Origin of the sequence: Cupriavidus campinensis (genome assembly GCF_905397395.1) — a bacterium.
Lineage (GTDB): Bacteria > Pseudomonadota > Gammaproteobacteria > Burkholderiales > Burkholderiaceae > Cupriavidus > Cupriavidus campinensis.
In genome coordinates this window covers 19,711-45,834 of sequence record NZ_CAJPVH010000036.1, presented here as the reverse complement: position 1 = coordinate 45,834, position 26,124 = coordinate 19,711, and the positions used below count along the sequence as shown (strand labels likewise).

Here is a 26,124-nt window from a genome sequence, read left to right as displayed (position 1 = left end):
CCATGTTTCACGTGAAACATGGTGTCCGACCAAAGTCCCTCATGGGATTGCCGCTATAATTCGGCATCCTGAAATTTTCCCGCCCAGCCTCCCGGAGGAGGTGTCCCATGCTTTACCCGAAAGAGTTCGATGTCATTGTCGTCGGTGGTGGTCACGCCGGCACCGAAGCCGCGCTTGCCGCCGCCCGCATGGGCTGCCAGACGCTGCTGTTGAGCCATAACATCGAGACGTTGGGTCAGATGAGCTGCAATCCGTCGATTGGCGGCATTGGCAAGGGGCATCTGGTCAAGGAAGTGGACGCCATGGGCGGTGCGATGGCGGCGGCCACGGACGAGGCCGGTATCCAGTTCCGTATTCTCAACTCCAGCAAGGGGCCGGCCGTCCGCGCCACGCGCGCCCAGGCGGATCGTGTGCTGTATCGCAAGGCGATTCGGACCCGGCTGGAAAACCAGCCGAACCTGATGCTGTTCCAGCAGGCGGTCGATGACCTGATGGTGGAGGGCGACCGCGTGGTGGGCGCCATGACCCAAGTGGGCATCGCTTTCCGGGCCCGAGCCGTGGTACTGACGGCGGGGACGTTCCTCGACGGCAAGATCCACGTCGGGCTGGATAACTACACGGGTGGGCGTGCCGGCGATCCGGCGGCGGTCTCCTTGTCGGCACGTCTGAAGGAATTGAAGCTGCCGCAGGGCCGGCTCAAGACCGGCACGCCGCCTCGTATCGACGGGCGCACCATCGACTTTTCGGTGATGGAAGAGCAGCCGGGCGACCTTGATCCGGTACCGGTGTTCTCCTTCCTGGGCCGTCCGGACCAGCATCCGCAGCAGCTCCCGTGCTGGATTACCCATACCAACAGCCGTACCCACGACATCATTCGTGGCGGCCTGGACCGCTCGCCGATGTACACCGGCGTGATTGAAGGGGTAGGGCCGCGTTACTGTCCGAGCATCGAGGACAAGATCCATCGCTTTTCGAGCAAGGAAAGCCATCAGATCTTCCTCGAGCCGGAAGGGCTGACGACCAACGAGTTCTATCCGAATGGCATTTCCACCAGCCTGCCGTTCGACGTGCAGCTCGATCTGGTTCATTCGATCCGCGGCATGGAGAACGCGCACATCCTGCGTCCCGGCTACGCGATCGAATATGACTACTTCGATCCGCGTGCGCTGAAGGCGTCGCTGGAGAGCAAGGCCATCCAGGGGCTGTTCTTCGCCGGCCAGATCAACGGTACGACTGGGTACGAGGAAGCCGCCGCGCAGGGCCTGCTGGCCGGTATTAACGCAGGCTGCTTTGTGCGCGAGCGGGATGCCTGGACGCCGCGTCGCGACCAGGCCTATCTCGGTGTTCTGGTCGATGACTTGATCACGCGTGGCGTGACCGAGCCGTACCGGATGTTCACGAGCCGCGCCGAATTCCGTCTGAGCCTGCGTGAAGACAACGCGGACATGCGCCTGACCGAGATGGGGCGCGAACTGGGCGTAGTCGATGATGCCCGCTGGGACGCTTTCAATCGCAAGCGCGACGCTGTTTCACGTGAAACAGAGCGCCTGAAGAGCACGTGGGTCAACCCGACGCTGCTGCCGGAAGCCGACGCCGTGCCACTGCTTGGCAAGGCCATCGAGCGCGAGTATTCGCTGGCCGACCTGCTGCGCCGCCCCGAGGTTACCTATGAGGCACTGATGACGCTGCAGGATGGCCGTCATGCGCCCGAAGGCGTGCTGGACGCCGATCCGATGCTGGCCGGGCAGATCCGCGAGCAGATCGAGATCGGCGTGAAGTACCACGGGTACATCGCCCGCCAGGCCGCCGAAGTGGACAAGCTGGAAGCCAACGAGGCGACGAAACTACCGCCTAACTTCGACTACACCGAGGTACGCGGGCTGGGCTTCGAGGTGAGCCAGAAGCTGAACCAGCATCGCCCGGAAACGCTCGGGCAAGCATCGCGGATCTCGGGCGTCACGCCGGCGGCGATCTCGCTGCTGCTGGTACACCTCAAGAAGAAGGGCATGGGACGCGGCGCGCCCGCTGCCACGCCGGCCGGCAACGGCCAGGAGGCTGCCTGAGTGGGCGGCCCCCGACACCCCGCGATTGACGACGCCGCGCAACGCCGCCGCCTGGAAGCCGGGCTCGCGGTCATCGGCCTGACGCTGGCGCCGGCCCAGATCGACACGCTGCTCGCCTACCTGGCGCTGCTGCGCAAGTGGAACGGCGTCTACAACCTGACCGCGATCCGTCATCCTGACGAGATGCTCACGCATCACCTGCTCGATTCGCTGACTGCGGTGCCGGCGCTGGCGGAAGCCGCGCGCGCCCTGGACGTGGCCGAGCCGGCACGGGGCAGGGTGCTCGACGTCGGCTCCGGTGGCGGCATGCCCGGGCTGCCGTTGGCGATTGCCTGCCAGGACGTGTCCGTGCTGATGGTCGACATCGTCCAGAAGAAGACCGCGTTCCTCACGCAGTGCCGCGCGCAGCTTGGGCTGTCCAATGCTGCAGCGCATTGGGGACCGGTGGAGAAGCTCGAGGACGCCAGCGGCTATGCCGTAATTACCTCGCGGGCATTCGCTGAGTTGACCGATTTCGTGAACCTGTCTGGCCAGTTGCTGGCGCCGGGCGGGAAGCTGATCGCGATGAAGGGGATTTATCCACAGGCGGAGATCGATCGCATGGAAGCTGCCGGACTGATGGCGACGTGGCAGGTGGAGGCGGTACCGAAGCTGACGGTGCCGGAACTGGATGCGGAACGGCACCTCGTGGTGCTGTCGCGCCGGTCATGAACGACAATGTGGATAATTCAGCACAAGCCGGCCTCCCGCCGGCGGCAAGCACTGAGGAGCAGCAAGCGCCTATGGCCAAGGTATTCGTGATCGCCAATCAGAAGGGCGGTGTGGGCAAGACCACCACCACGGTGAATCTGGCCGCCGGGTTGGCTGCGCAGGGGCAGCGCGTGTTGCTGGTGGACCTCGACCCGCAGGGCAATGCCTCGATGGGTTCCGGCATCGACAAGCAGTCGCTCGAACACAGCGTGTATCAGGTACTGGTGGGGCTGTCGACGGTGCAGCAGGCGCGGCAGCGTTCGGAGTCGGGCCGCTACGACGTGGTACCCGCCAACCGCGAACTGGCCGGTGCCGAGGTGGAACTGGTCGAGCTGGACCAGCGTGAGCGCCGCCTCAAGCAGGCGCTGGCCGAGGTGGATGCCGAGTATGACTTCGTGCTGATCGACTGCCCGCCATCGCTGTCGCTGCTGACGCTGAACGGCCTCTGCGCCGCGCATGGCGTGATCGTGCCGATGCAGTGCGAGTACTTCGCGCTGGAGGGGCTCTCGGACCTCGTCAACACGATCAAGCAGGTTCACGCGAACCTGAACCGCGATTTGAAGGTGATCGGCCTGTTGCGCGTGATGTTCGACCCGCGCGTGACGCTGCAGCAGCAGGTGTCGGCGCAACTGGAGGCCCACTTCGGTGACAAGGTGTTCAAGACCGTGATTCCGCGCAATGTGCGGCTGGCCGAGGCACCGTCCTATGGCATGCCGGGCGTGGCGTTCGACGCCGCGTCGAAGGGTGCCAAGGCGTATCTCGATTTCGGCGCGGAGATGATCGCGCGCGTGCGGCAGCTCGGTTGAGCGTCGCGGATTTGCATAGAAGGATGGCGACCATGAGTACCGCGAAGAAGAAGGGCCTCGGCCGTGGACTGGAGGCACTGCTGGGCGGCCCCGCCGAGATCGTCGAGACCGCGAAGCAGGAGGGCGCGCCCACCGTGCTCCGCCTGGAGCAGCTGCAGCCGGGCAAGTACCAGCCGCGCACGCGCATGGACGAGGGCGCGCTGCAGGAGCTGGCCGCCAGCATCCGCGCGCAGGGGCTGATGCAGCCGATCCTCGTGCGCCGCGTGGCCGAGCCGGACCGCTACGAGATCATCGCCGGCGAACGCCGCTTCCGCGCCTCGAAGATTGCGGGCCTGGACAAGGTGCCGGTGCTCGTGAAGGACGTGGCCGACGAGGCCGCCGCCGCGATGGCGCTGATCGAGAACATCCAGCGTGAGGACCTGAACCCGCTTGAGGAAGCGCAGGGCATCATGCGGCTGATCCGCGAATTCCAGTTCACGCACGAACAGGCCGCCGAGTCGGTCGGCCGTTCGCGCAGCGCGGTGTCGAACCTGCTGCGCCTGCTGAACCTGGCCAATCCCGTGCAGACGATGCTGATGGCGGGCGACCTCGACATGGGCCATGCGCGTGCGCTGCTGGCCGTGGATGGCGCCAACCAGATCACCCTGGCCAACCAGATCGTCAACAAGCGGCTGTCGGTGCGCGAGACCGAAAAGCTGGTCACCTCGACGCTGAAGCCGTTCGACCTCAAGTCGCTCAAGCAGAAGACCGGTAACGGCACGCGCGACGTGGCGCGTCTGGAAGAAGAATTGTCCGATACGCTGGGCCTGGCCGTGCAGATCAAGCTCGGCGCGCGCGGCAAGGGTCAGCTGACGATCCACTTCACCAGCAACGACGCCCTGGACGGCGTGCTCACCCGCCTGCGCGAGCGGGTGGACGGCCAGCGCGTGGCCTAACGCCAACCACGCATTACGGCAACCGCTTTGTGTCCCGGCGGCACGCGGTTGTCGGCCTGTTGCGACAATGCCGCGATGCCATTGCGGCGCGTCCCACAATCTGCGCGATAACCGAACGGCCTGCACCGTCGAAGGGCAGGGTGCACCGCTCGGGCACAGGTCAAATCGCCATCATGCGCCCCCTTGCGCGCGCAATCCAATTACGTCTTGCGTCATTGCCGCGCAATATCCCGCCAGCCATCATGGAGGCGTGATAGCAACCGTTGTGCGCAACATGCTGCAAGCTAACTGAAAGCAGATTGACTCGACTCGTGGATTCCCCGTAGAATCGTGCGGTTTGAATTCTGGCCGGACCCGAAAAGTTCCGGCCTGGAACGAGGCTAGGCAGGTGGTGGTGCGAGACCGTCAGCAAGACCCTTCGCTGGACCGTGCAGCGTCTCCGGAACATCCGAAAACCGCTCGTCGTTACGACGACTGGAGCGATCGTGATGATGACTGGGACGATGATGGCGCGAATGAAGAACAGGCTGTCGATCCGCTCTCGCGTGCCGAGGCGGTGACACTGCTGGGCGAGCGAGCGCTGCGCCCGTCGCGGATGACGCCGGCCAGGGTGGTAATGGCGCAGGTCGTTGTGACGCTGCTGTCGGCCCTGGCCTGGGCGGTGTTCGCGCAGGAGCAGGCGGCGTCTGGCTGGTCGGCGTTCTTTGGCGGCACGGTGTGTTTCGTGCCGAGCGGTTTCTTCGCGCTGCGCCTGTGGATGTCGCGCGGGCAGCCGTCGGTCGGCGGCCTGGTGGCCGGCGAGGCGATCAAGGTCTTCGGCACCGTCGCACTGTTCGTGCTGGTGGTGGTGCTGTACCGCGATCTGCGCTGGGTACCGATGCTGGTCACGTTCCTGTTGGCGCTGAAGACATATTGGGTGGCACTCGCGATTCGCTGAGTGGATTCATGAAGCGGTGGCCGGATGCAAGGGTCGGCTGCCGATTGAAATGAGGCACCCCTCCGGAATATCAAGAGGTTTCAGTTTCACGCGCGGCGCGTCTCGAAAGGGCCCGTGCCGCGTGAGCAAGGTTTGCCCAGAACAACAAGGCGGCTTGCCTGGCGGTGACCGGTCACGTGACCGAAGGCCATGCAAGACGCGTACCGGGCTTCCGCCAGAGCGGGGGCCAGTGCCTATCCATTTCGCAATATACGGTTCGCATCGACATGTCAGCAGAAGCTACGCAAGGCGCAGGGCATACGCTCACACCCTCAGGCTATATCGCCGAACATTTGCAGAACTTGAATTCGATCGGCGGCAAGCAGCAGTCCGTGGTCGATTTCAGTGTCATCAACTATGACACGGTGTTCTGGTCCGTCCTGTGCGGCGTGCTCGCACTGCTGTTCCTGTACGCAGCCGCGCGCCGCGTGACAGCCGGCGTGCCGGGCCGTTTCCAGGCCTTCGTGGAAATGATCGTCGAGATGGTGGACGACCAGGCCAAGGGCATCATCCACGGCGACCGCTCGTGGATCGCCCCGCTGGCGCTGATGGTGTTCTGCTGGATCACTGTGATGAACGCGATCGACTTGATCCCCGTGGACTGGGTCACCGGCCTGAACCACCTGCTGGGCATCTTCCACCTCCACCTGCCGCATCACCGCGCCGTGGCCACCGCCGATCTGAACGGCACGCTGGGCATGTCGTGCGCCGTGCTGGTGCTGATGATCTACTACAGCTTCAAGATCAAGGGCGTGGGCGGCTTCATGCACGAGCTGTTCTCGGCCCCGTTCGGCGCCAAGTGGTACCTGGCCCCGTTCAACCTGATCCTGAACATCATCGAATACCTGGCCAAGGCCGTTTCGCTCGGCATGCGGTTGTTCGGCAACATGTACGCCGGCGAACTCGTGTTCCTGCTGATCGCGCTGCTGGGTTCGATCTGGACGTTCAGCGGCGATCTGTCCGCACTGGGCTTTGTCGGTCACGTGATTGCTGGCGCCGTCTGGGCCATCTTCCACATCCTGATCGTGCTGCTGCAGGCATTCATTTTCATGATGCTGACGCTGGTGTACATCGGCCAGGCTCACGATCACCACTGATTTCACGGTTTTTGGTTTTTTGGTTTTTTGGTTCTAAGTCTCTCTCAATTTAAAGGAGTCATCATGCAAGCATATCTCGCCAACATCCAGGGTCTGACCGCTATCGGCATCGGCATCATCATCGGTCTGGGCGCCATCGGTGCCTGCCTGGGTATCGCCCTGATGGGCGGCAAGTACATCGAGGCATGCGCACGTCAGCCTGAGCTGATGAACCCGCTGCAAACCAAGATGTTCCTGCTGGCTGGCCTGATCGACGCGGCATTCCTGATCGGCGTGGGTGTTGCAATGCTGTTCGCCTTCGCCAACCCGCTGCTGGCTGTCATTCAGTAAGTCTTTTCGGTCTGCATGATGCTGACGGGCGGCGCAGGCCTCAGTCCGATGGCCTGGCCGCCCTTGTGCATTTATCTGTAGTTTGATTACCGAAAGGAACACACCATGAATCTGAACGCAACGTTTTTTGCGCAGATGGTCGTGTTCTTCATCCTGTGGTGGGTTGTTGCCAAATTCATTTGGCCGCCGCTGGTGAAGGCGCTCGACGAACGCGCAAAGAAGATCGCCGATGGCCTCGCCGCTGCCGAAAAAGGCAAGGCCGAGCTCGAACTCGCCAACAAGCGTGTGGACCAGGCCCTGGCCGAAGCCCGCACCGAGGGCGCCCAACGCGTCGCTGACGCCGAGAAGCGCGCCCAACTGACGGCCGACGAGATCAAGCAGAACGCCCAGGCAGAAGCCGCACGCATCATCGCCCAGGCCAAGGCCGAGGCGGACCAGCAAGTGACCCGCGCCCGCGAACAGCTGCGCGACCAGGTTGCCACGCTGGCCGTGAAGGGCGCCGAGCAGATCCTCAAGCGTGAAGTGAACGCGCAGGTGCACGCCGACCTGCTCAATCAACTCAAGGCTGAGCTCTAATCATGGCTGAAACCGCAACCATTGCCCGTCCCTACGCCGAGGCGCTGTTCCGCGTCGCGAGCGAAGCCGGTGCAGGCAACCTGGGTGCATGGTCCGAACTGGTGTCGGAGATGGGGCAGGTTGCCGCCAATCCCGACATGAAGGCGCTTGCCGACGATCCGAACGTTTCCGCCCAGAAGCTGGCGGAAGTGTTCCTGTCGGTGCTGAAGAGCCCGGTCAACGACGAGGCACGCCGCTTCGTGAACCTGCTGGCGGAGAACAACCGCCTGACGGTGCTGCCGGAAATCGCCGAACAGTTCCATGCGCTCAAGAACGCCCGCGAGGGGTCGTCCGACGTCGAGATCACCAGCGCTTTCCCGCTGGAGACCTCGCAAGTCAACGAACTGGTCGCCGCACTCGAACGCAAGTTCGGTCGCAAGCTGTACGCACAGGTGGCGGTGGACCCGTCCCTGATCGGCGGCGTGAGCGTCAAGGTCGGCGACGAAGTGCTCGACACCTCCGTGCGCGCGCGCCTGGCTGCCATGCAAGCCGCGCTGACCGCCTGACCGCAACGGCCGACGGATTGAAGAATTAGGAGCATTGTGATGCAACTGAACCCCTCAGAAATCAGCGAGCTGATCAAGTCCCGCATCTCGGGTCTTGGCGCCGACGCTGAAGTGCGCAACACCGGCACGGTGATCTCCGTGACCGATGGTATCTGCCGCGTGCACGGCCTGTCCGGCGTGATGCAGGGCGAGATGCTGGAATTCCCCGGCAACACCTTTGGCCTGGCGCTGAACCTGGAGCGTGACTCCGTGGGCGCCGTGGTGCTGGGTGACTACGAACACATTTCCGAAGGCGACACGGTGAAGTGCACCGGCCGCATTCTGGAAGTGCCGGTGGGTCGCGAACTGCTGGGCCGCGTGGTGAACACGCTGGGCCAGCCGATCGACGGCAAGGGCCCGATCAACGCCAAGGAATCGGACGTGATCGAGAAGGTGGCCCCGGGCGTGATCGCGCGTCAGTCGGTGAGCCAGCCGGTGCAGACCGGCCTGAAGTCGATCGACGCGATGGTGCCGATCGGCCGTGGCCAGCGTGAGCTGATCATTGGCGACCGCCAGACCGGCAAGACCGCCGTGGCTGTCGACGCCATCATCAACCAGAAGGGCAAGGGCGTCTTCTGCGTGTACGTGGCAATCGGCCAGAAGGCTTCGACGATCGCCAACGTGGTGCGCAAGCTGGAAGAGCACGGCGCGATGGAATACACCGTCGTCGTGGCCGCTGCCGCTTCGGACTCGGCCGCCATGCAGTACCTGGCCGCCTACGCCGGCTGCACGATGGGCGAGTACTTCCGCGACCGCGGCGAAGACGCGCTGATCGTCTATGACGACCTGACCAAGCAAGCCTGGGCCTACCGCCAGGTGTCGCTGCTGCTGCGCCGCCCGCCGGGCCGCGAAGCCTACCCCGGCGACGTGTTCTACCTGCACTCGCGTCTGCTCGAGCGTGCTGCCCGCGTGAACGAAGACTACGTGTCGAAGTTCACCAAAGGCGCCGTGACCGGCAAGACCGGTTCGCTGACCGCGCTGCCCGTGATCGAAACGCAGGCGGGTGACGTGTCCGCATTCGTGCCGACCAACGTGATCTCGATCACCGACGGCCAGATCTTCCTGGAAACCGACCTGTTCAACGCCGGTATCCGCCCCGCTATCAACGCCGGTATCTCGGTGTCGCGCGTGGGTGGTGCTGCCCAGACCAAGGTCATCAAGAAGCTGTCCGGCGGTATCCGTACCGACCTGGCCCAGTACCGTGAGCTGGCTGCGTTCGCGCAGTTCGCCTCGGACCTGGACGATGCCACCCGCAAGCAGCTGGAGCGCGGCCGCCGCGTGACGGAACTGCTGAAACAGCCGCAGTACCAGCCGCTGCAGGTGTGGCAACTGGCCGCGTCGCTGTACGCCGCGAACAACGGCTTCCTGGACAACGTGGACGTGAAGGACATCCTGCCGTTCGAGAAGGGCCTCCACGACCACCTGAAGACCAAGTTCGCCGATCTCGTCAACCGCATCGAAGATACCAAGGATCTGTCGAAGGACGACGAGGCCGCTCTGCGTGCCGCGATCGAGGATTTCAGGAAGTCCGCCGCGTTCTAACCGCGTAATTCCACGGATCGCGCCGCGCGCCGGGAGCAACGGCAGCGCGGCGCGAATCGAATGGAGAGGAAGATATGGCCGGAACGAAAGAGATTCGAACCAAGATCAAGAGCGTGCAGAACACGCGCAAGATCACCAAGGCGATGGAGATGGTCGCCGCGTCCAAGATGCGCAAGGCGCAGGAACGGATGCGGAATGCCCGCCCCTACGCCGAGAAAGTGCGGAATATCGCGGCGCACCTGGCTACGGCCAACCCCGAGTTCAAGCATCCGTTCATGCAGGCCCGCGATGTGAAGCGCGCCGGCTTGATCGTGGTGACGACGGACAAGGGCCTGTGCGGCGGCATGAACACGAACGTGCTGCGCGCGGTGACCAATGAACTGAAGACCCTGCAGGGCCGCAGCGTGGACGTGCAAGCGACCGCGATCGGTACCAAGGGCATGCAGTTCCTGGGCCGCATTGGCGCCAAGGTGGTCTCGCATGTGGTGCACCTCGGTGACACCCCGCATCTGGAAAAGCTCATCGGCGCGATCAAGGTCCAGCTCGACGCATTCGCCAATGGCGAGGTCGACGTGGTGTACCTGGCGTACACCAAGTTCATCAATACGATGAAGCAGGAGCCGATGGTCGAGCAACTGCTGCCGCTGGCAGCCGACAAGCTCAGCCAGACCGAAGACGAAAAGCGTGCCTACTCGTGGGATTACATCTACGAGCCTGACGCCCAGACCGTAGTGGAAGAGCTGCTCGTCCGCTATGTCGAAGCGCTGGTGTACCAGGCCGTGGCCGAGAACATGGCGTCCGAGCAATCGGCGCGCATGGTGGCCATGAAGGCTGCTTCCGACAACGCCAAGAACGTGATCGGCGAACTGCAACTGGTCTACAACAAGACCCGTCAGGCAGCGATCACCAAGGAACTGTCGGAAATCGTCAGCGGTGCCGCTGCGGTCTAAGGCGTCAAGTATTCAAGCTATCGGAGATACGAAATGAGTATCGGAAATATTGTGCAGTGCATTGGCGCCGTGGTGGACATCGAGTTCCCGCGCGACGCAATGCCGAAGGTGTACGACGCGCTCGTGCTGGAAGAATCCGGCGACTCGTCGTTTGCCGAGAAGGGCCTGACCTTCGAAGTGCAGCAGCAGCTGGGCGACGGCGTGGTGCGTACCATTGCCCTGGGTTCGTCCGACGGCCTGCGCCGCGGCATGCCGGTCAAGAGCACCGGCGCCCCCATCTCCGTGCCGGTTGGCCACGGTACGCTGGGCCGCATCATGGACGTGCTGGGTCGTCCCATCGACGAAGCCGGCCCGATCCAGGCTGACGAGCTGCGCGGCATCCACCAGAAGGCCCCGAGGTTCGACGAACTGTCGCCGTCGGTGGACCTGCTGGAAACCGGCATCAAGGTGATCGACCTGGTCTGCCCGTTCGCAAAGGGCGGCAAGGTGGGCCTGTTCGGTGGCGCCGGCGTGGGCAAGACCGTGAACATGATGGAGCTCATCAACAACATCGCCAAGCAGCACAGCGGTTTGTCGGTGTTCGCCGGCGTGGGCGAGCGTACCCGTGAAGGGAACGACTTCTACCACGAAATGAAGGACTCGAACGTGCTCGACAAGGTGGCCATGGTGTTCGGCCAGATGAACGAGCCGCCGGGCAACCGTCTGCGCGTGGCGCTGACCGGCCTGACCATGGCCGAGCGCTTCCGTGACGAAGGCCGCGACATCCTGTTCTTCGTGGACAACATCTACCGCTACACGCTGGCCGGTACCGAAGTGTCCGCACTGCTGGGCCGTATGCCTTCCGCCGTGGGCTACCAGCCGACGCTGGCCGAGGAAATGGGCAAGCTGCAGGAGCGCATTACGTCGACCAAGACTGGCTCGATCACGTCGATCCAGGCCGTGTACGTGCCTGCGGATGACTTGACCGACCCGTCGCCCGCCACGACCTTCCTGCACTTGGACTCCACCGTGGTGCTGTCGCGTGACATCGCCGCGCTGGGTATCTACCCGGCCGTTGACCCGCTCGACTCCACGTCGCGCCAGCTGGATCCGCAAGTCGTCGGCACGGAACACTACGAAGTGGCCCGCCGCGTGCAGCAGACCCTGCAGCGCTACAAGGAACTGCGCGACATCATCGCGATTCTGGGCATGGACGAACTGTCGCCGGAAGACAAGCTGGCCGTGTCCCGCGCCCGTAAGATCCAGCGTTTCCTGTCGCAGCCGTTCCACGTGGCCGAAGTGTTCACGGGTTCGCCGGGCAAGTACGTGCCGCTGAAGGAAACCATCCGTGGTTTCAAGATGCTGGTGGATGGCGAGTGCGATCACCTGCCCGAGCAGGCGTTCTACATGGTCGGTTCGATCGACGAAGCCTTCGAGAAGGCCAAGAAGCTCCAGTAAGCGGTGTGTTTCGCCTTCATGCACCGTGGCGATTGCCGCGACCCGCGTGGAGGCGAAAACTTGCTTCCTGGTATCGGGAAGCTAACGCTTTCAGGAGAAAGGATCTGATATGGCAACCATTCTTGTAGACGTCGTCAGCGCGGAAGCGTCGATCTTCTCCGGTCAGGCGAAGTTCGTGGCGTTGCCGGGCGAGACGGGTGAACTGGGTATCCTGCCGGGCCACACGCCGCTGATCACCCGCATCCAGCCGGGTGCGGTGCGCATCGAGAAGGAAGACGGTAGCGAAGAGTTCGTGTTCGTTGCCGGCGGCATTCTCGAAGTCCAGCCGAAGCACGTGACCGTGCTGGCCGATACCGCCATCCGCGGTAGCGACCTGGACGAGGCCAAGGCGCGGGACGCCAAGCGTGCGGCCGAGGAACTGATGCAGAACCAGGGCAGCGACCTGGATCTGGCGCGCGCGCAGAGCGAGCTGGCCGTGGCCGCTGCGCAGCTGGCAGCCATCGCCCGTCTGCGTCGTAAGAAGTAAGCAGTTAAGTAGGACTGGCGCACCTGTTGTTTTTTCGGTGCGCCATGGAAAAAGGCAGCCATGTGGCTGCCTTTTTTGTTCGGCGGGCGCTATATTTTCTTGCCTGGACCACAAAAAAAAGCGCGCGGGCCGGGGAGGCTCCGCGCGGACGGGAAAATCCCTTCGAGGGGTCAATTCGAAGGAACGGGTTCGGTCCAGGATTTACTCACGAGCGCATCGGAGTCTTCTCTCCGCATCTCTTGGCGAGTCCCCGACATCACATCCGGGGAAACTCAAGCCACGCGCCGATCGGTCTTTCCTGGTGCTCCGGATCGGCAAGTTCTGACTTGCTGGTCCGGAAAATCGGAATACTGCCAAGCAAACTCTTTCAGGCTTTCTTCCGCATCCCCTTATTTTTCAATACTTTACGGGTGGGGACACTTCACACCAGCGTTCGGTGTGTCAATGCATTGTGGGGGAAACTTCTGGGGATGGCAGTAACAAAATGTATCGTTTTGCAAGTAGTTGAAAGCCCGGCGGGTAAAAATCCGGCGTTTTAGCCGCTTTTATGCGCCGTTCGAGGCGCAATCTGCACACGGATCGATGTGGCTCCGGTAAGCCAATGTTAAGACATTTAAGTGCTAGGCTACTGAATGCATTAGGTTTTCTGCGAATACATAATCCGCATGCCCCACTTTTGGGGGATAAAGAAAACTCCCGCTTTAAAACTGTGTTCGCTAGCGCCTCTAGCGTTACGATTCGATACGGTTCAAGCGCACCCTTCGCCGCTTTGTTTCCTTCGCCGCCCGCCCGACGGGCGATTACACTGGCGCCAGTTTAGATTTTCCACGACGCGCCATGGCCATCGATCCCCAGATTCTCGCCTATTACCAACGCATGGCCGAGCAGTACGCCGGCCAGCCCGTACCCGTTGATGCGTCCGCACGCCGCGCCCGCTTCGACGAGGTGGCCGCGCAGTCATTGATCGATGACCCAGCGGGGATGGGCGTCACCGACATCGCGCTCGAGCCAGGCGCGGCATCGCTGCCCGTGCGCCTGTTTCGCCCTGCCGAGGTGGCACGCCCGCGCCTGATCGTCTATTTCCATGGCGGCGGCTGGGTGGTCGGCTCGCCGCGCACCCACCACACGGTAGCTGCCTTACTGGCCGAAGACACGGGCTGCGCGGTGGCCAGTGTCGACTACCGGCTCGCGCCAGAACACGCTTTCCCCGCACCGTGCGATGACGCCATTAACGCCGTGCGCGCGCTGGCGGCAATGCGCGAAGCGCTCGACGTCGATCCCGACTTCCTCGCCGTGGCCGGCGATAGCGCGGGTGGACACCTCGCCGCCTTGGCCGCCCGCGAGGTCAATGCCGCCGCTGGCGCGCCAGTCGTCAACGCGCAGCTGCTGATCTATCCGGTTACCGCGCCGGTGCTGACCACGGAGAGCTACCGCGCCTTCGCCGATGGCCCTGGCCTGACGCGTGACGAGATGGCCTGGTTCTGGACCCAGTTCATCGGCGCCGACGCCCTGACCCGTGGCCCCGAGACCACCGACCCACGCATCCATTTGATGGCCACCGCGCCGTCGCAGCTGCCGCCGGCCAGCGTGGTGCTGGTAGCCGCCAACGACGTATTGCGCGATGACGGCCTTGCCTACGCGGATTTCCTCGTGCGCCACGACGCCATGGTCGTCACGATCGAGGCCAGCGGCATGACCCACGGCTTCGCCCGCCTGCAACCGGACGCGCCGCGCGCCCGCGAGTGGATGCGCCGTGCCGCGCAGGCCTTCGTCGGCATCTTCGACGATGCGTGACATCTTTCCCGAACAGCGTGCGGCGGCGGCCATCCCTTAGAATGGCGGTCTTGAGAGGATGACCATGACCGCATTGCAGAACGATACCTTCCTGCGCGCGCTGCGCCGGCAACCCACCGAGTACACGCCGCTGTGGCTGATGCGCCAGGCGGGCCGCTACCTGCCCGAATACAACGCCACGCGCGCCCGCGCGGGGAGCTTCCTCGGGCTGGCGAAGAATCCCGCCTACGCAACGGAAGTGACGCTTCAGCCTCTCGACCGCTATCCGCTAGACGCCGCAATCCTGTTCTCGGACATCCTCACCGTGCCCGACGCGATGGGCCTCGGCCTGTCGTTCGCCCAAGGCGAAGGCCCGCGCTTCGCGCACCCGCTGCGCACTGAAGGCGATGTGGCCAGGCTCGCCGTGCCGGACATGGCGTCCCTGCAATACGTTTTTGACGCCGTGAGCGAGATCCGCCGCGCGCTGATCCAGGACGGCTGCCAGCGCGTGCCGCTGATCGGCTTCTCGGGCAGCCCGTGGACGCTGGCCTGCTACATGGTCGAAGGCGGCGGCTCGGACGACTTCCGCACGGTCAAGGCGATGATGTACGGCCGCCCGGACCTGATGCATCGCATCCTCGACATCAACGCGCAGGCCGTGTCCGCCTACCTGAACGCCCAGATCGAGGCGGGCGCGCAGGCCGTCATGGTGTTCGATACCTGGGGCGGCGCGCTGGCCGACGGCATGTACCAGCGCTTCTCGCTCGAATACATGCGGCGCGTGCTGGCCGGCCTCAAGCGCGAGCACGAGGGCCAGCAGATTCCGGCGATTGTCTTTACGAAGGGCGGCGGCCACTGGCTCGAGCAAATCGCCGAGATCGGTCCCGATGCCATCGGTCTCGACTGGACCGTGAACCTCGCCCAGGCCCGTCGCCGCACGGGCGGGCAGGTGGCCTTGCAGGGCAATATCGATCCGACCGTGCTGTTCGCGCCCGAAGCGGCCATCCGCGAGCAGGTGCGTGGCGTTCTCGACACCTACGCCGCCGGCGGCGGGAGTGACGGACACGTGTTCAACCTCGGCCATGGCATCTCGCAGTTCACGCCGCCCGAGAGCGTTTCCGTGCTGGTGGACGAGGTGCATCGTTACAGTCGCGCCCTGCGCGGCGCGCGGTAACACAGTCTGTCGGCCGTTTGAAATACCCCGCGTCGCAGCGACGCGGGTCCGTGCGCCGGCCTTGTGCACGGGGAGGCTCACGCCAGGGGCTGTCAAGTAAACTATTTTTTGATTTGTCTCCAAAAAGGTGCCGATGGGCCGTTGTCAAGGCTTGACTTATGCACACTGATAGGTTTGCGGCAGTGCACGAGCGGGTTACCCCTTAACTCAGTTGGGGGGTCTTCGCAAGTCCTTGATTCATAAGGCTTTGAATCTTCTTCAAGCGAGCTGCCGACAGCGATGGAACCGTGGATTTAAGCGCCTTCCGGGGAAGTTGGCGCGACTTTTCAACAAAGTTATCCACAGGCACTCCGGGGGAGGTGGAAAACCATCCATGGATCATCGACTTAGGGTCACATTTGAAGTTTTACTTTAAGTTGATGTTGCGCCGCACACAGACTTTTCTCATGGTGTCGACCATGCGCCGCATGCACAACGATTGCGCACCCGGGCTGCACCAGTCGGGGGGCCGCCGATGACCGTCCCCCTGCTCGACGTCGCGCAAACATCACAGACATTGGAAGCCTCCCCGGGCCCGGCACCAATCGTGCGCGTGGCGCTCGATACCCCGGCCGACGACTGTTTCGACTACGTGGCCGCGCATGGCGTGGCCCCGGGTGACCTCGTGGTGGTGCCGTTCGGCCGCCGCAGCATGGTCGGCGTGGCCGTGGAGATGGCCGACAGCAGCGATGTGCCCCCGGACCGCCTGCGCCCGGTGGAGCGCCATATCGGCTGGATGCCCCCGCTGAACGCCGAATGGATGGCGCTGGCCCGTTTTGCGGCGCGCTACTACCACCGCCGGCTGGGCGAGGTCATGCTGCCTGCGCTGCCGCCCTCGCTGCGCGAGGCCGAGACGTGGGGTCGCCTCGGCCAACGCGCCCAAAGCACGCAGTACCGGGTACGCGAAGGGCAGGGCGATGCCTTGCGCGCCGCCGTACCCACGCGCTCCCGCACCGCCCATGCGCTGGCCGCCGCGCTGGCCGCAACGCCGGACTGGATCGGTCTGGCGGACGCCCGCGCCCTCTGCACCGCCGCCCCCGCCCGGCTGGCCGAGTGGGAAGGCGCCGGCTGGATCGAATCGTCGATTGCTGCGCGAAGGCTGCTCGATATTGCGCCGGACCAGCCACCCTCCGTCGCGCCGCCCCTCCACGACGAGCAGCGGCAGGCCGTGGACGCCATCGCCGGCGCCGAAGGCTTCGCGCCGTTCCTGCTACACGGCGTCACCGGCAGCGGCAAAACCGAGGTCTACCTGCACGCCATGGCGAGCCTGCTGGCCGCCGACCCCGCCGCGCAGATCCTGATGCTCGTGCCTGAGATCAATCTCACGCCGCAGCTCCAGGCCCGCATTGCCGCCCGCTTCCCGCATGAGCCGCTGGCCGTGCTCCACAGCGGGCTGGCCGATCAGGAGCGCAGTCTGCAATGGCTCGCCGCCCATCGCGGCGAGGCGCGCATCGTGCTGGGTACGCGGATGGCGGTGCTGGCGTCGATGCCGCACTTGCGGCTGATTGTCGTCGATGAAGAGCACGATACGTCATACAAGCAGCAGGAAGGGCTGCGCTACTCGGCGCGCGACCTGGCCGTCTGGCGCGCCAACCAATTGAAGATCGGCATCGTGCTGGGCTCCGCCACGCCGTCCATGGAGACCTGGCATCGCGCCGAGCAGGGCGCCTACCGCAAGCTCGTGCTGCGCGAGCGCGCCCAGGCGGACGCCGCGCTGCCCACTGTGCGGCTGATCGACCTGAACCATGAGCGGCAGCGCCAGCGCCATCTGTTCGAAGGGCTCTCCGTGCCGCTGCTGGACGCCATCCAGCAACGGCTGGAGCGCGGCCAGCAAAGCCTGCTGTTCCTGAACCGGCGCGGCTATGCGCCGGTGCTGGCCTGCGATAGCTGTGGCTGGCTCTCCGGCTGCCCGCGTTGCTCGGCGTACCTCGTGCTGCACCGGCCGGAGCGCCGGCTGCGCTGCCACCACTGCGGGCTGGAATCGCCAGTGCCGCATCACTGCCCTGACTGCGGCAATGTCGATATTGTGCCACTTGGGCGGGGCACGCAGCGCATCGAGGAGGCCCTCGCCACGCGTTTTCCAGACGCCCGCATCGCCCGGATCGACGCCGACTCCACGCGCCGCAAGGGCACCGCGCAGGCGATGTTCGACGAAGTCCACGCGGGCGAGGTCGACATCCTGGTTGGCACGCAGATGGTGGCCAAGGGCCACGACTTCCAGCGCGTGACGCTGGTCGGCATCGTCCATCCGGACGCCGCGATGTTCAGTCACGACTTCCGCGCCGCCGAGCACCTGTTCGCGTCGCTGATGCAGGTCTCCGGCCGCGCGGGCCGGGCCGGGCTGCCGGGCGAAGTCTTGATCCAGACCCGTTACCCGGACGCCCCGGCGTTGCAGGCGCTGGTCCGGCATGACTATGATGGATTTGCCGCCAGCCAGTTGCGCGAGCGCCGTCAGGCCAGCCTGCCGCCATTCGCCTATCAAGTGCTGGTCACGGCCGAGCACGGCCAGCTCGAACGGGCGCTGGCCTTCCTCCAGGCCGCGCGCGAACGGGCCGATGCCTGTGCGCTGGCGCCAGAGGTGCAACTCCACGACCCGGTGCCGATGTCGATGGTGCGGATCTTCAACAAGGAGCGTGCGCAGATGCTGGTGGAAGCGAGCGCCCGCCCGGTGTTGCAACGGTTTGTGAGCGAGTGGGTGCAAACATTTGGCGAGGTCGGCAGCGCCGTGAAGGGGGTGCGCTGGCAGTTGGAGATCGACCCGCTGCGGATCTAGACGGCGTGCAAAGTGTTGTAGTGGTGCAACCGTCGCACCCCTTCGCAGGCTAAGGGGTTGCACTAGGTTGCACCTCGCAATTTTCCGAGGGTAATATCGCGGCAGCCCTGAAGCGGCCGGGGCTCGCGTGCGCACCGCGCGCGGACCGCGTGGCCGCTTCCCCCGCTTTTCGGAGAACTGCTCGCATGGCCACCACCACCCTCGGCGTCAAGCTCGACGACGCCTCGCGCGACCGCCTCAAACGCGTTGCCCAATCGATCGACCGCACCCCGCACTGGCTGATCAAGCAGGCGATCTTCACGTATCTGGAGCAGGTCGAGCGCGGCCATCTGCCGCACGAGGGCGGGTTCGGCGCCAGCGCGGACGCCGACGGCAGCGACACCGAGGTGCAACCGGGCGACACCGCCCCGCAGCCATTCCTCGAATTCGCCCAGAGTATCCAGCCGCAGTCCGTGCTGCGCGCTGCGATTACCTCGGCCTATCGTCGCCCGGAAACCGATTGCGTGCCGGTGCTGCTGGAACAGGCCCGCCTGCCGCAGCAACAGGCCGACGCCGCGATCAAGATGGCCAAGACGCTGGCCCAGCGCCTGCGCGAGCAGAAGGTGGGCACCGGCCGAGAAGGGCTGGTGCAGGGCCTGATCCAGGAATTTTCGCTGTCGTCGCAGGAAGGCGTGGCGCTGATGTGCCTGGCCGAAGCGCTGCTGCGCATTCCCGACAAGGCCACGCGTGATGCGCTGATCCGCGACAAGATCAGCGGCGCCAACTGGCAGTCGCACCTGGGCCAGAGCCCGTCGCTGTTCGTCAACGCCGCCACCTGGGGCCTGCTGCTGACCGGCAAGCTGGTCGCCACGCATACGGAGTCCGGGCTGTCGAAGGCGCTGACGCGCATCATCGGCAAGGGCGGCGAGCCGCTGATCCGCAAGGGCGTGGATATGGCCATGCGCCTGATGGGCGAGCAGTTCGTCACCGGCGAGACCATCTCCGAGGCGCTCGCCAACGCCCGGAAATACGAGGCCGAAGGCTTCCGCTACTCGTACGACATGCTCGGCGAAGCCGCCATGACCGAGGCCGACGCCCAGCGCTACCTGGCCTCCTACGAGCAGGCCATCCACGCCATCGGCCAGGCGTCACGCGGCCGGGGCATCTACGAGGGCCCGGGCATCTCGATCAAGCTGTCCGCGCTGCATCCGCGCTACAGCCGCGCCCAGCACGAGCGCGTGATCTCGGAACTCTACGGCCGCCTGAAGTCCCTGACGATGCTGGCGCGCCAGTACGACATCGGCATCAATATCGATGCGGAAGAGGCAGACCGCCTCGAAATCTCGCTCGACCTGCTCGAACGCCTCTGCTTCGAACCCGACCTCGCCGGCTGGAACGGCATCGGCTTCGTGGTGCAGGGTTACCAGAAGCGCTGCCCGTTCGTGATCGACTATGTGATCGACCTCGCGCGCCGCAGCCGGCACCGCCTGATGATCCGCCTGGTCAAGGGCGCCTATTGGGATAGCGAGATCAAGCGCGGGCAGGTCGATGGCCTGGAGGGCTACCCGGTCTATACGCGCAAGGTGTACACCGATGTGTCGTACATCGCCTGCGCGCGCAAGCTGCTGTCCGTGCCCGACGCGATCTATCCCCAGTTCGCCACGCACAACGCGCACACGCTTTCGGCGATCTACCAGATCGCCGGCCAGAACTACTACCCCGGCCAATACGAGTTCCAGTGCCTGCACGGCATGGGCGAGCCGCTGTACGACCAGGTGGTGGGTCCCCTTGCCGAGGGCAAGTTCAACCGGCCTTGCCGGATCTACGCGCCGGTGGGCACGCACGAAACGCTGTTGGCCTATCTGGTCCGCCGCCTGCTGGAAAATGGCGCAAATACGTCGTTCGTGAACCGGATTGCCGACGACACCATCGCCCTCGACGAACTGGTGGCCGACCCGGTGGCCGTGGTCGAGCAGATGCACAAGACCGAAGGCACGCTCGGCCTGCCGCACCCGCGCATCCCGCATCCGCGCGCGCTGTATGGCAAGTCGCGCGCCAATTCGATCGGTATCGATCTGTCGAACGAGCACCGGCTGGCGTCGCTGTCGTCGGCGCTGCTGGCCGGCACGAGCGACACCGTGCGTGCCGAGCCGCTGCTGGGTGGCGATGTGTCGCGCGCCGACGCCGTGTTCGCCCCGGTGCTGAATCCGGCCGACCACCGCGACGTGGTGGGCCACGTCAGCGAAGCCACACCGGACGAGATCGAGGCCGCGCTGGCCGCCGCCGTCAACGTGGCGCCGATCTGGCAGGCCACGCCGCCCGAGGTGCGCGCCGCCGCCCTGGAGCGCGCCGCTGACCTGATGGAAGCCCAGATGCAGTCGCTGATGGGCACCATCATGCGCGAGGCCGGCAAGACCTTCTCGAACGCGATTGCCGAAGTGCGCGAGGCCGTGGACTTCCTGCGCTACTACGCGGTGCAGGTGCGGGAGGGCTTCTCGAACGATACCCATCGCCCGCTGGGCCCGGTGGTCTGCATCAGCCCGTGGAATTTCCCGCTGGCGATCTTCACCGGCCAGGTGGCTGCCGCGCTGGCCGCCGGCAACCCGGTGCTGGCCAAGCCGGCCGAGCAGACCCCGCTGATCGCCGCCCAGGCCGTGCGCCTGCTGCGCGAGGCCGGCGTGCCGGCTGGTGCCGTGCAACTGCTGCCGGGCCGCGGCGAGACCGTCGGCGCCATGCTGGTGGGCGATGCCCGCGTCAAGGGCGTGATGTTCACCGGCTCCACCGAGGTGGCGCGCCTGCTGCAACGCAACGTGGCTGGCCGTCTGGACGCCGCCGGCCGTCCGATCCCGCTGATCGCCGAAACCGGCGGCCAGAACGCGATGATCGTGGATTCGTCCGCGCTGGCCGAGCAGGTGGTGGCGGACGTGGTGTCCTCCGCCTTCGACTCGGCTGGCCAGCGCTGCTCCGCGCTGCGCGTGCTGTGCCTGCAGGAAGACGTGGCCGACCGCATCCTGGAAATGCTCAAGGGCGCGATGGGCGAGCTGACGCTGGCCAACCCGGACCGCCTCTCGACCGACGTCGGCCCGGTGATCGACGACGAAGCGCGTACCGGCATCGTCCGCCATATCGAGGCGATGCGCGCCAAGGGCCGCCGTGTCCATCAGGCCGATCCGGGCGCCGCGCAGTCTGCCGCCTGCCGCCACGGCACCTTCGTGCCGCCCACGCTGATCGAGCTGGAAAGCCTGGATGAGTTGCAACGCGAGGTCTTCGGCCCGGTGCTGCACGTGGTGCGCTACCCGCGCGCCGCGCTCGACACGATGATCGACCAGATCAACGGCACCGGCTATGGCCTGACGCTGGGCATCCATACGCGGATTGACGAAACCATCGCCCGCATCGTGGATCGTGCCCATGTGGGCAACCTGTATGTGAATCGCAACATTGTTGGTGCAGTGGTTGGCGTGCAGCCGTTTGGTGGCGAGGGCCTGTCCGGCACCGGCCCCAAGGCGGGCGGCCCGCTCTACCTGCACCGCCTGCTGTCGGTGTGCCCGCAGGACGCCGTGGCCCGCACCGTGCGTAGCGCCGATACCAACGGCGGGGCGCAGGTTGCGCCGGTCTCATCCGGCCTGGCCGCGCTGAAGGCGTGGGCGCAGGGCTCGCAACCCGAGTTGGCGGCCGCCTGCGACCGCTTCGCCGAGGCGAGCCCGTCCGGCCTGGCCGTGACGCTGCCCGGCCCCACCGGCGAGCGCAATACCTACTCGCTGCTGCCGCGCGAGCGGGTGCTGTGCCTGGCCCAGCAAGAGGCAGACCTGCTCACCCAGCTGGCCGCCGTACTGGCCGTGGGCGCCCAGGCGTTGTGGCCAGACACCACTGCAAACAAGGGCTTGCTGTCGCGCCTGCCCCAGGCAGTACAATCGCGCGTCCGCCTGGCCGCCAACTGGCAAGATGCGCAGGCTGCGGACGCCGCTTTCGACGCGGTGCTGCACCACGGCGATTCCGACCAGCTGCGTACCGTCTGCGAACAGGTGGCCCAGCGGCCTGGTCCCATCGTCGGCGTGCAGGGGTTGGCTCACGGTGAACCGAATGTCGCGCTGGAGCGTTTGTTGATCGAGCGTTCGCTGTCCGTCAACACGGCGGCAGCGGGCGGCAATGCAAGTCTGATGACGATTGGCTAAGTATTAAGCAAGTCCTTAGTTGATCGGTTGTCGATGCGTGCGGTGGGGGCCGGCGATCCCGACCCCGCCGCGCAACCGAGGAACGGAGCGGTGCTGCCAACGCCGGTCCGCGATGCGCGCCGGAGGCCGGCCGCGCAGCCACAATACGGCACCCTAAGCACCCAATGGGACCCAAGGAGAACTGATGAGCTCGACATTCCAGAAAACGGCCATGACCGTTGCCATGGCCGTTGCAGGCCTGACCGCCGCGCAGGCTGCCTTCGCGCAGGCGCAGGAAATCAAGCTGGGCTTCGCCGCCCCGATGACCGGCGGCCAGGCGCAGTACGGCAAGGACATGCAGAACGGCGTGGTCCTTGCCATCGAGGACATGAACGCCACCAAGCCGAAGATCGGCGGCAAGGAAGTCAAGTTCGTGCTGGTCTCGGAAGATGACCAGGCAGATCCGAAGACGGGTTCCGTGGTGGCCCAGAAGCTGGTGGACTCGGGCATCCAGGGCATGCTCGGCCACTTCAACTCGGGCACCAGCATCCCGGCGTCGATGGTCTACAACCGCGCCGGCATTCCCCAGATCGCCATGGCCACGGCCCCCGAGTACACGCGCCAGGGCTTCAAGACCACGTTCCGCATGATGACGTCCGATACCCAGCAGGGTTCGGTGATCGGCGCCTTTGTGGTGAAGAAGCTGGGTGCCAAGAACATCGCCATCGTCGATGACCGTACCGCCTACGGCCAGGGTCTGGCTGACGAGTTCGAGAAGGCCGCCAAGGCCGCCGGCGGCAAGATCGTGCGCCGCGAGTTCACCAACGACAAGGCGGTGGACTTCAAGGCCGTGCTGACCAACCTGAAGCGCAGCAACCCGGACGTGATCTTCTACGGCGGCGCCGAGACCCAATCGGCCCCGATGGCCAAGCAGGTCAAGGAACTGGGCCTGAAGGCGCCGCTGGTGTCGGGCGAAATGTCGAAGACCGACAACTTCCTGAAGCTGGCCGGCTCGGCGGCCGATGGCACGGTGGTGTCGCTGGCCGGCCTGCCGCTGGACCAGATGCCGGGCGGCGCCGCGTACGAGAAGAAGTACGAAAAGCGCTTCGGCGGCAAGGTGCAGACCTACTCGCCGTACGCCTATGACGGCGCCACCGCCATGATGACGGCGATGATCAAGGCCGGCTCGGCTGACCCGGCGCGTTACCTGCCGGTACTGGCCGCGACCAACATGCAGGGCGTGACCACCAAGACGCTGGCCTATGACGCCCGCGGTGACCTGAAGGACGGCGGCATTACCGTTTACAAGGTCGTGGACGGCAAGTGGACCGTGCTGGAAACGGTGGGCGGCAAGTAAGCCCTGACTGCGCAAGACACAGGGCCGCCGGCTGGCTTTCCTCCGGCCGGCGCGCCTGCAGGACTCACGCCACCCCCCGGGTGGCGTTTTTTTATACCAAAGCAGATGGGTTTCCCCCGCTGTTCTTCCCATGGTCTTTCCCGGCGTTGGCGCATAATCGCGCTTTTGCATACTTTTTCCATAGGAGCCGTCCGTGCAGGAAGTCAGTTATGAGCACGCGATTGCGCTAGCCAATGCCGGGCGCCACGCCGAGGCGCTACAGATCGCCGACCAGCTTTGCGAGGCCCACCCCGAAGTGGTCGACTACGCCGCGCTGCAGGCGCAACTGCATGCGGACCAGGACGATGTGCCCGGCGCGCTGGCCGCGCTGGAGGCCGCCATGGCCCGTCTGCCCGAGCTGCCGCTGGCGCCGGTGCACCGCTGGGCGTCGCGCGGCGCGCTCGCCCATCTTTACGGCACGCTGCTGATGCGCCAGGGGCAGGACGCCGAGGCGCTGCCGTGGCTCCACGAGGCCGCGCGCCGCAACGGGCTGGCGTCGGGCGAGTGGGCCGCGCACTTCTACGCCGGCTTCGTCGCCTTCCGGCTCAACGATTTCGCCCGCGCGGGCCGCTACTGGCACGACCTGCTGTATCGCGCGCCGGATCTCGGCGCCGCCGATATCCTGCCGCTGGTGCAGGACTACGTGGATCGTGCCGACGCCGCCAGCCAGCTTGGCGAGCCGCTGATGCGCATCTGCCTGGCCCGTATCGCCCTCGATTCCCCCGAATTGCTCGACCTGACGCCGGAAGCCGGCGACGCCATGGCGGGCATGGAGGCCGAGCGCGTGCTGGCCGAGCACCCCGATCACCCCGAGGCGCGCCGGCTGCGCGCGCCGCTGCGGCTGGGCAGCGACCGCGCCGGCGCGCTGGACGACCTGGCCACCTACCTGCGCCAGCGGCCCGACCCGCAGGCGCAGGTACGCGACCTGACCTGGCGCCATCAGTCTGCCGACGCAGCGCCGGGTACGCCGCCGGCCTGGCAGGGTTTCGCCATGACCGCCGATGCCGACGACGGCGCCGCCTACTTCCACGCCGCCACGGCGCTGGGCGCGTTCATCGACGAGGTGCCGGCGTCCGAGTCGGCCCTGAAGCCGATGCTGGAGGCCACCTGCCGCAAAGGGCTGGAGCGCTTCGAAGCCTACTTTTCCACAGGTGAGGGCGATGCCGACGGCCACGGCGGCAACGCCGACCCGCACCTGTACTCGCTGCTGTGCCGGCTCACGGCGCGCCTGCTGCCGGCCGATGCCGCCCATGTCGAGGAAAAAGTGGCACTGCACCACAAGGGCATGGCCGCGAGCGATTTCATCGACCATTGGATCGACCTGCTCGACGCCCATGCGTCGGCGGGCCAGCACAAGCAGGTGGTGGAGCTGGCCGGCGAGGTGCTCAACCGCTACCCGGTGGAGCGCAATCCGGCCGATGTGACGTGGGCGTTCAGCCGGCTGGTAGCCGCCTGGCGCGCGCTGGGCGGGCGCGATGCCACCGAATCCGCGCGCGCCGCCATCACCCATATGGATGCGCGGCTGGACGCGCTGCCCGTGGAGGCCCGCACCGCCGGCGCCCACGCCATGGCGCACGCCCGCGCCCACTATGCGGCGTTGCTGCAGGCGGGCATGGCGGCGATGGACGAGCACGACAAGATCGACGCCCTGGGTGAACTCGAAGCCCTGCAACGCCGCTCGCTGCTGGTGGAGGACGCGTGGCTGTTCAACCGCTTCGGCCAGATCTGGCACGAACTGGCCGAGCCGGCCCGCGCGCTGCCGCTGTTCGAGCGGGCGGTGTTGCTGACCGAGGGCGATCCGGCCGACCAGGCCGCGCCGCGCGCCCAGCGGGCCCGGCTGCTGACGGAGATGGAGCAGTTTCCGGAAGCGCTGACCGACTTCCAGCTGGCCTTCGCCGCCCGCGCCGACTGGGATGCCGAAACCTGGCTGCACGCGGTGCTGGCGGCGCTGGGCATGGGCCAGCGCGAGACGGCGCTGGGCTGGTTCGAACGCGCCCGCAACCTCGGCGCGGACAAGGGCCGCACCCGCCCGCTGTACGCCAAGGCGGAGGCCAGCCTGAAGGCCACCCGTCCGAAGTGGAAGGTGTGGGGTGTGTAACTTCGGGGCGGTGCGAGGGAGCTCCGGGCGCTGAAACCGGCCCGGGAAACCGTCCCCGATTCTGATTCTTGAAACTCCTACAAAACGCCATCGCCGACGATGGCGTTTTTTATTGGAAGTTGCCGTGAGTTGCCGGCATCTTCCATGGGGGGTCGGACAAAGCCCG

General features: G+C 65.6%; 19 protein-coding genes. All 19 read left to right on the top strand.

The features are described 5' to 3' along the window. Nucleotides 1-107: 107 nt before the first annotated feature. The 19 genes from mnmG (at nucleotide 108) to KHO18_RS18755 (ending at nucleotide 25,958) form a co-directional block, all read left to right on the top strand. A complete protein-coding gene (gene mnmG / locus KHO18_RS18845; protein WP_144203347.1) occupies nucleotides 108-2,063 on the top strand; it encodes a tRNA uridine-5-carboxymethylaminomethyl(34) synthesis enzyme MnmG in 1,956 nt (651 codons plus the stop codon). Then, a complete protein-coding gene (rsmG, locus tag KHO18_RS18840) occupies nucleotides 2,064-2,774 on the top strand; it encodes a 16S rRNA (guanine(527)-N(7))-methyltransferase RsmG (RefSeq protein WP_211943685.1) in 711 nt (236 codons plus the stop codon). Nucleotides 2,775-2,845: 71 nt separating this feature from the next. After that, nucleotides 2,846-3,619, top strand: coding sequence for a ParA family protein (locus KHO18_RS18835; protein ID WP_144203351.1), 774 nt, complete (start codon nucleotides 2,846-2,848; stop codon nucleotides 3,617-3,619). A 32-nt stretch (nucleotides 3,620-3,651) separates the two neighbouring features. Then, a complete protein-coding gene (locus KHO18_RS18830) occupies nucleotides 3,652-4,554 on the top strand; it encodes a ParB/RepB/Spo0J family partition protein (protein WP_144203353.1) in 903 nt (300 codons plus the stop codon). Between the two features lie 388 nt (nucleotides 4,555-4,942). Beyond that, nucleotides 4,943-5,491 (top strand): ATP synthase subunit I, encoded by a 549-nt coding sequence (locus KHO18_RS18825; protein WP_144203355.1) that lies wholly within the window; start codon nucleotides 4,943-4,945, stop codon nucleotides 5,489-5,491. Between the two features lie 266 nt (nucleotides 5,492-5,757). Beyond that, nucleotides 5,758-6,627 (top strand): F0F1 ATP synthase subunit A, encoded by an 870-nt coding sequence (gene atpB, locus KHO18_RS18820; RefSeq protein WP_144203357.1) that lies wholly within the window; start codon nucleotides 5,758-5,760, stop codon nucleotides 6,625-6,627. Nucleotides 6,628-6,690: 63 nt separating this feature from the next. Further along, on the top strand, nucleotides 6,691-6,957 hold the full coding sequence (atpE, locus tag KHO18_RS18815) for a F0F1 ATP synthase subunit C (protein WP_092138471.1): 267 nt from the start codon (nucleotides 6,691-6,693) through the stop codon (nucleotides 6,955-6,957). 105 nt (nucleotides 6,958-7,062) lie between these two features. Beyond that, on the top strand, nucleotides 7,063-7,533 hold the full coding sequence (locus KHO18_RS18810) for a F0F1 ATP synthase subunit B (RefSeq protein WP_144203359.1): 471 nt from the start codon (nucleotides 7,063-7,065) through the stop codon (nucleotides 7,531-7,533). 2 nt (nucleotides 7,534-7,535) lie between these two features. Then, entirely contained in the window at nucleotides 7,536-8,078 is a 543-nt protein-coding gene (locus tag KHO18_RS18805; protein WP_144203361.1) for a F0F1 ATP synthase subunit delta, read from the top strand. Nucleotides 8,079-8,117: 39 nt separating this feature from the next. Then, entirely contained in the window at nucleotides 8,118-9,659 is a 1,542-nt protein-coding gene (gene atpA / locus KHO18_RS18800; RefSeq protein WP_144203363.1) for a F0F1 ATP synthase subunit alpha, read from the top strand. Nucleotides 9,660-9,733: 74 nt separating this feature from the next. Then, nucleotides 9,734-10,609: a F0F1 ATP synthase subunit gamma gene (gene atpG, locus KHO18_RS18795; RefSeq protein ID WP_144203366.1), complete on the top strand. Its 876-nt coding sequence runs from the start codon at nucleotides 9,734-9,736 to the stop codon at nucleotides 10,607-10,609. 33 nt (nucleotides 10,610-10,642) lie between these two features. Further along, the gene (gene atpD / locus KHO18_RS18790; protein ID WP_144203368.1) at nucleotides 10,643-12,046 is read left to right on the top strand and encodes a F0F1 ATP synthase subunit beta; all 1,404 of its coding nucleotides are present in this window, start codon (nucleotides 10,643-10,645) and stop codon (nucleotides 12,044-12,046) included. Between the two features lie 109 nt (nucleotides 12,047-12,155). Continuing rightward, nucleotides 12,156-12,572 (top strand): F0F1 ATP synthase subunit epsilon, encoded by a 417-nt coding sequence (locus KHO18_RS18785; RefSeq protein ID WP_144203370.1) that lies wholly within the window; start codon nucleotides 12,156-12,158, stop codon nucleotides 12,570-12,572. Between the two features lie 837 nt (nucleotides 12,573-13,409). After that, nucleotides 13,410-14,366 carry an alpha/beta hydrolase gene (locus KHO18_RS18780; protein WP_144203372.1) on the top strand — a complete coding sequence of 319 codons (957 nt, stop codon included), beginning with the start codon at nucleotides 13,410-13,412 and terminating at the stop codon, nucleotides 14,364-14,366. Between the two features lie 64 nt (nucleotides 14,367-14,430). Next, the gene (hemE, locus tag KHO18_RS18775) at nucleotides 14,431-15,519 is read left to right on the top strand and encodes a uroporphyrinogen decarboxylase (protein ID WP_211943684.1); all 1,089 of its coding nucleotides are present in this window, start codon (nucleotides 14,431-14,433) and stop codon (nucleotides 15,517-15,519) included. A gap of 514 nt (nucleotides 15,520-16,033) precedes the next feature. After that, nucleotides 16,034-18,331 carry a primosomal protein N' gene (locus KHO18_RS18770; protein ID WP_211943683.1) on the top strand — a complete coding sequence of 766 codons (2,298 nt, stop codon included), beginning with the start codon at nucleotides 16,034-16,036 and terminating at the stop codon, nucleotides 18,329-18,331. Between the two features lie 185 nt (nucleotides 18,332-18,516). Further along, nucleotides 18,517-22,485, top strand: a complete 3,969-nt coding sequence (gene putA / locus KHO18_RS18765; protein ID WP_144203378.1) for a trifunctional transcriptional regulator/proline dehydrogenase/L-glutamate gamma-semialdehyde dehydrogenase — start codon at nucleotides 18,517-18,519, stop codon at nucleotides 22,483-22,485. 184 nt (nucleotides 22,486-22,669) lie between these two features. Further along, the gene (locus KHO18_RS18760) at nucleotides 22,670-23,821 is read left to right on the top strand and encodes a branched-chain amino acid ABC transporter substrate-binding protein (RefSeq protein WP_144203380.1); all 1,152 of its coding nucleotides are present in this window, start codon (nucleotides 22,670-22,672) and stop codon (nucleotides 23,819-23,821) included. Between the two features lie 193 nt (nucleotides 23,822-24,014). Beyond that, nucleotides 24,015-25,958, top strand: coding sequence for a hypothetical protein (locus KHO18_RS18755; protein ID WP_144203382.1), 1,944 nt, complete (start codon nucleotides 24,015-24,017; stop codon nucleotides 25,956-25,958). Nucleotides 25,959-26,124: the final 166 nt, after the last annotated feature.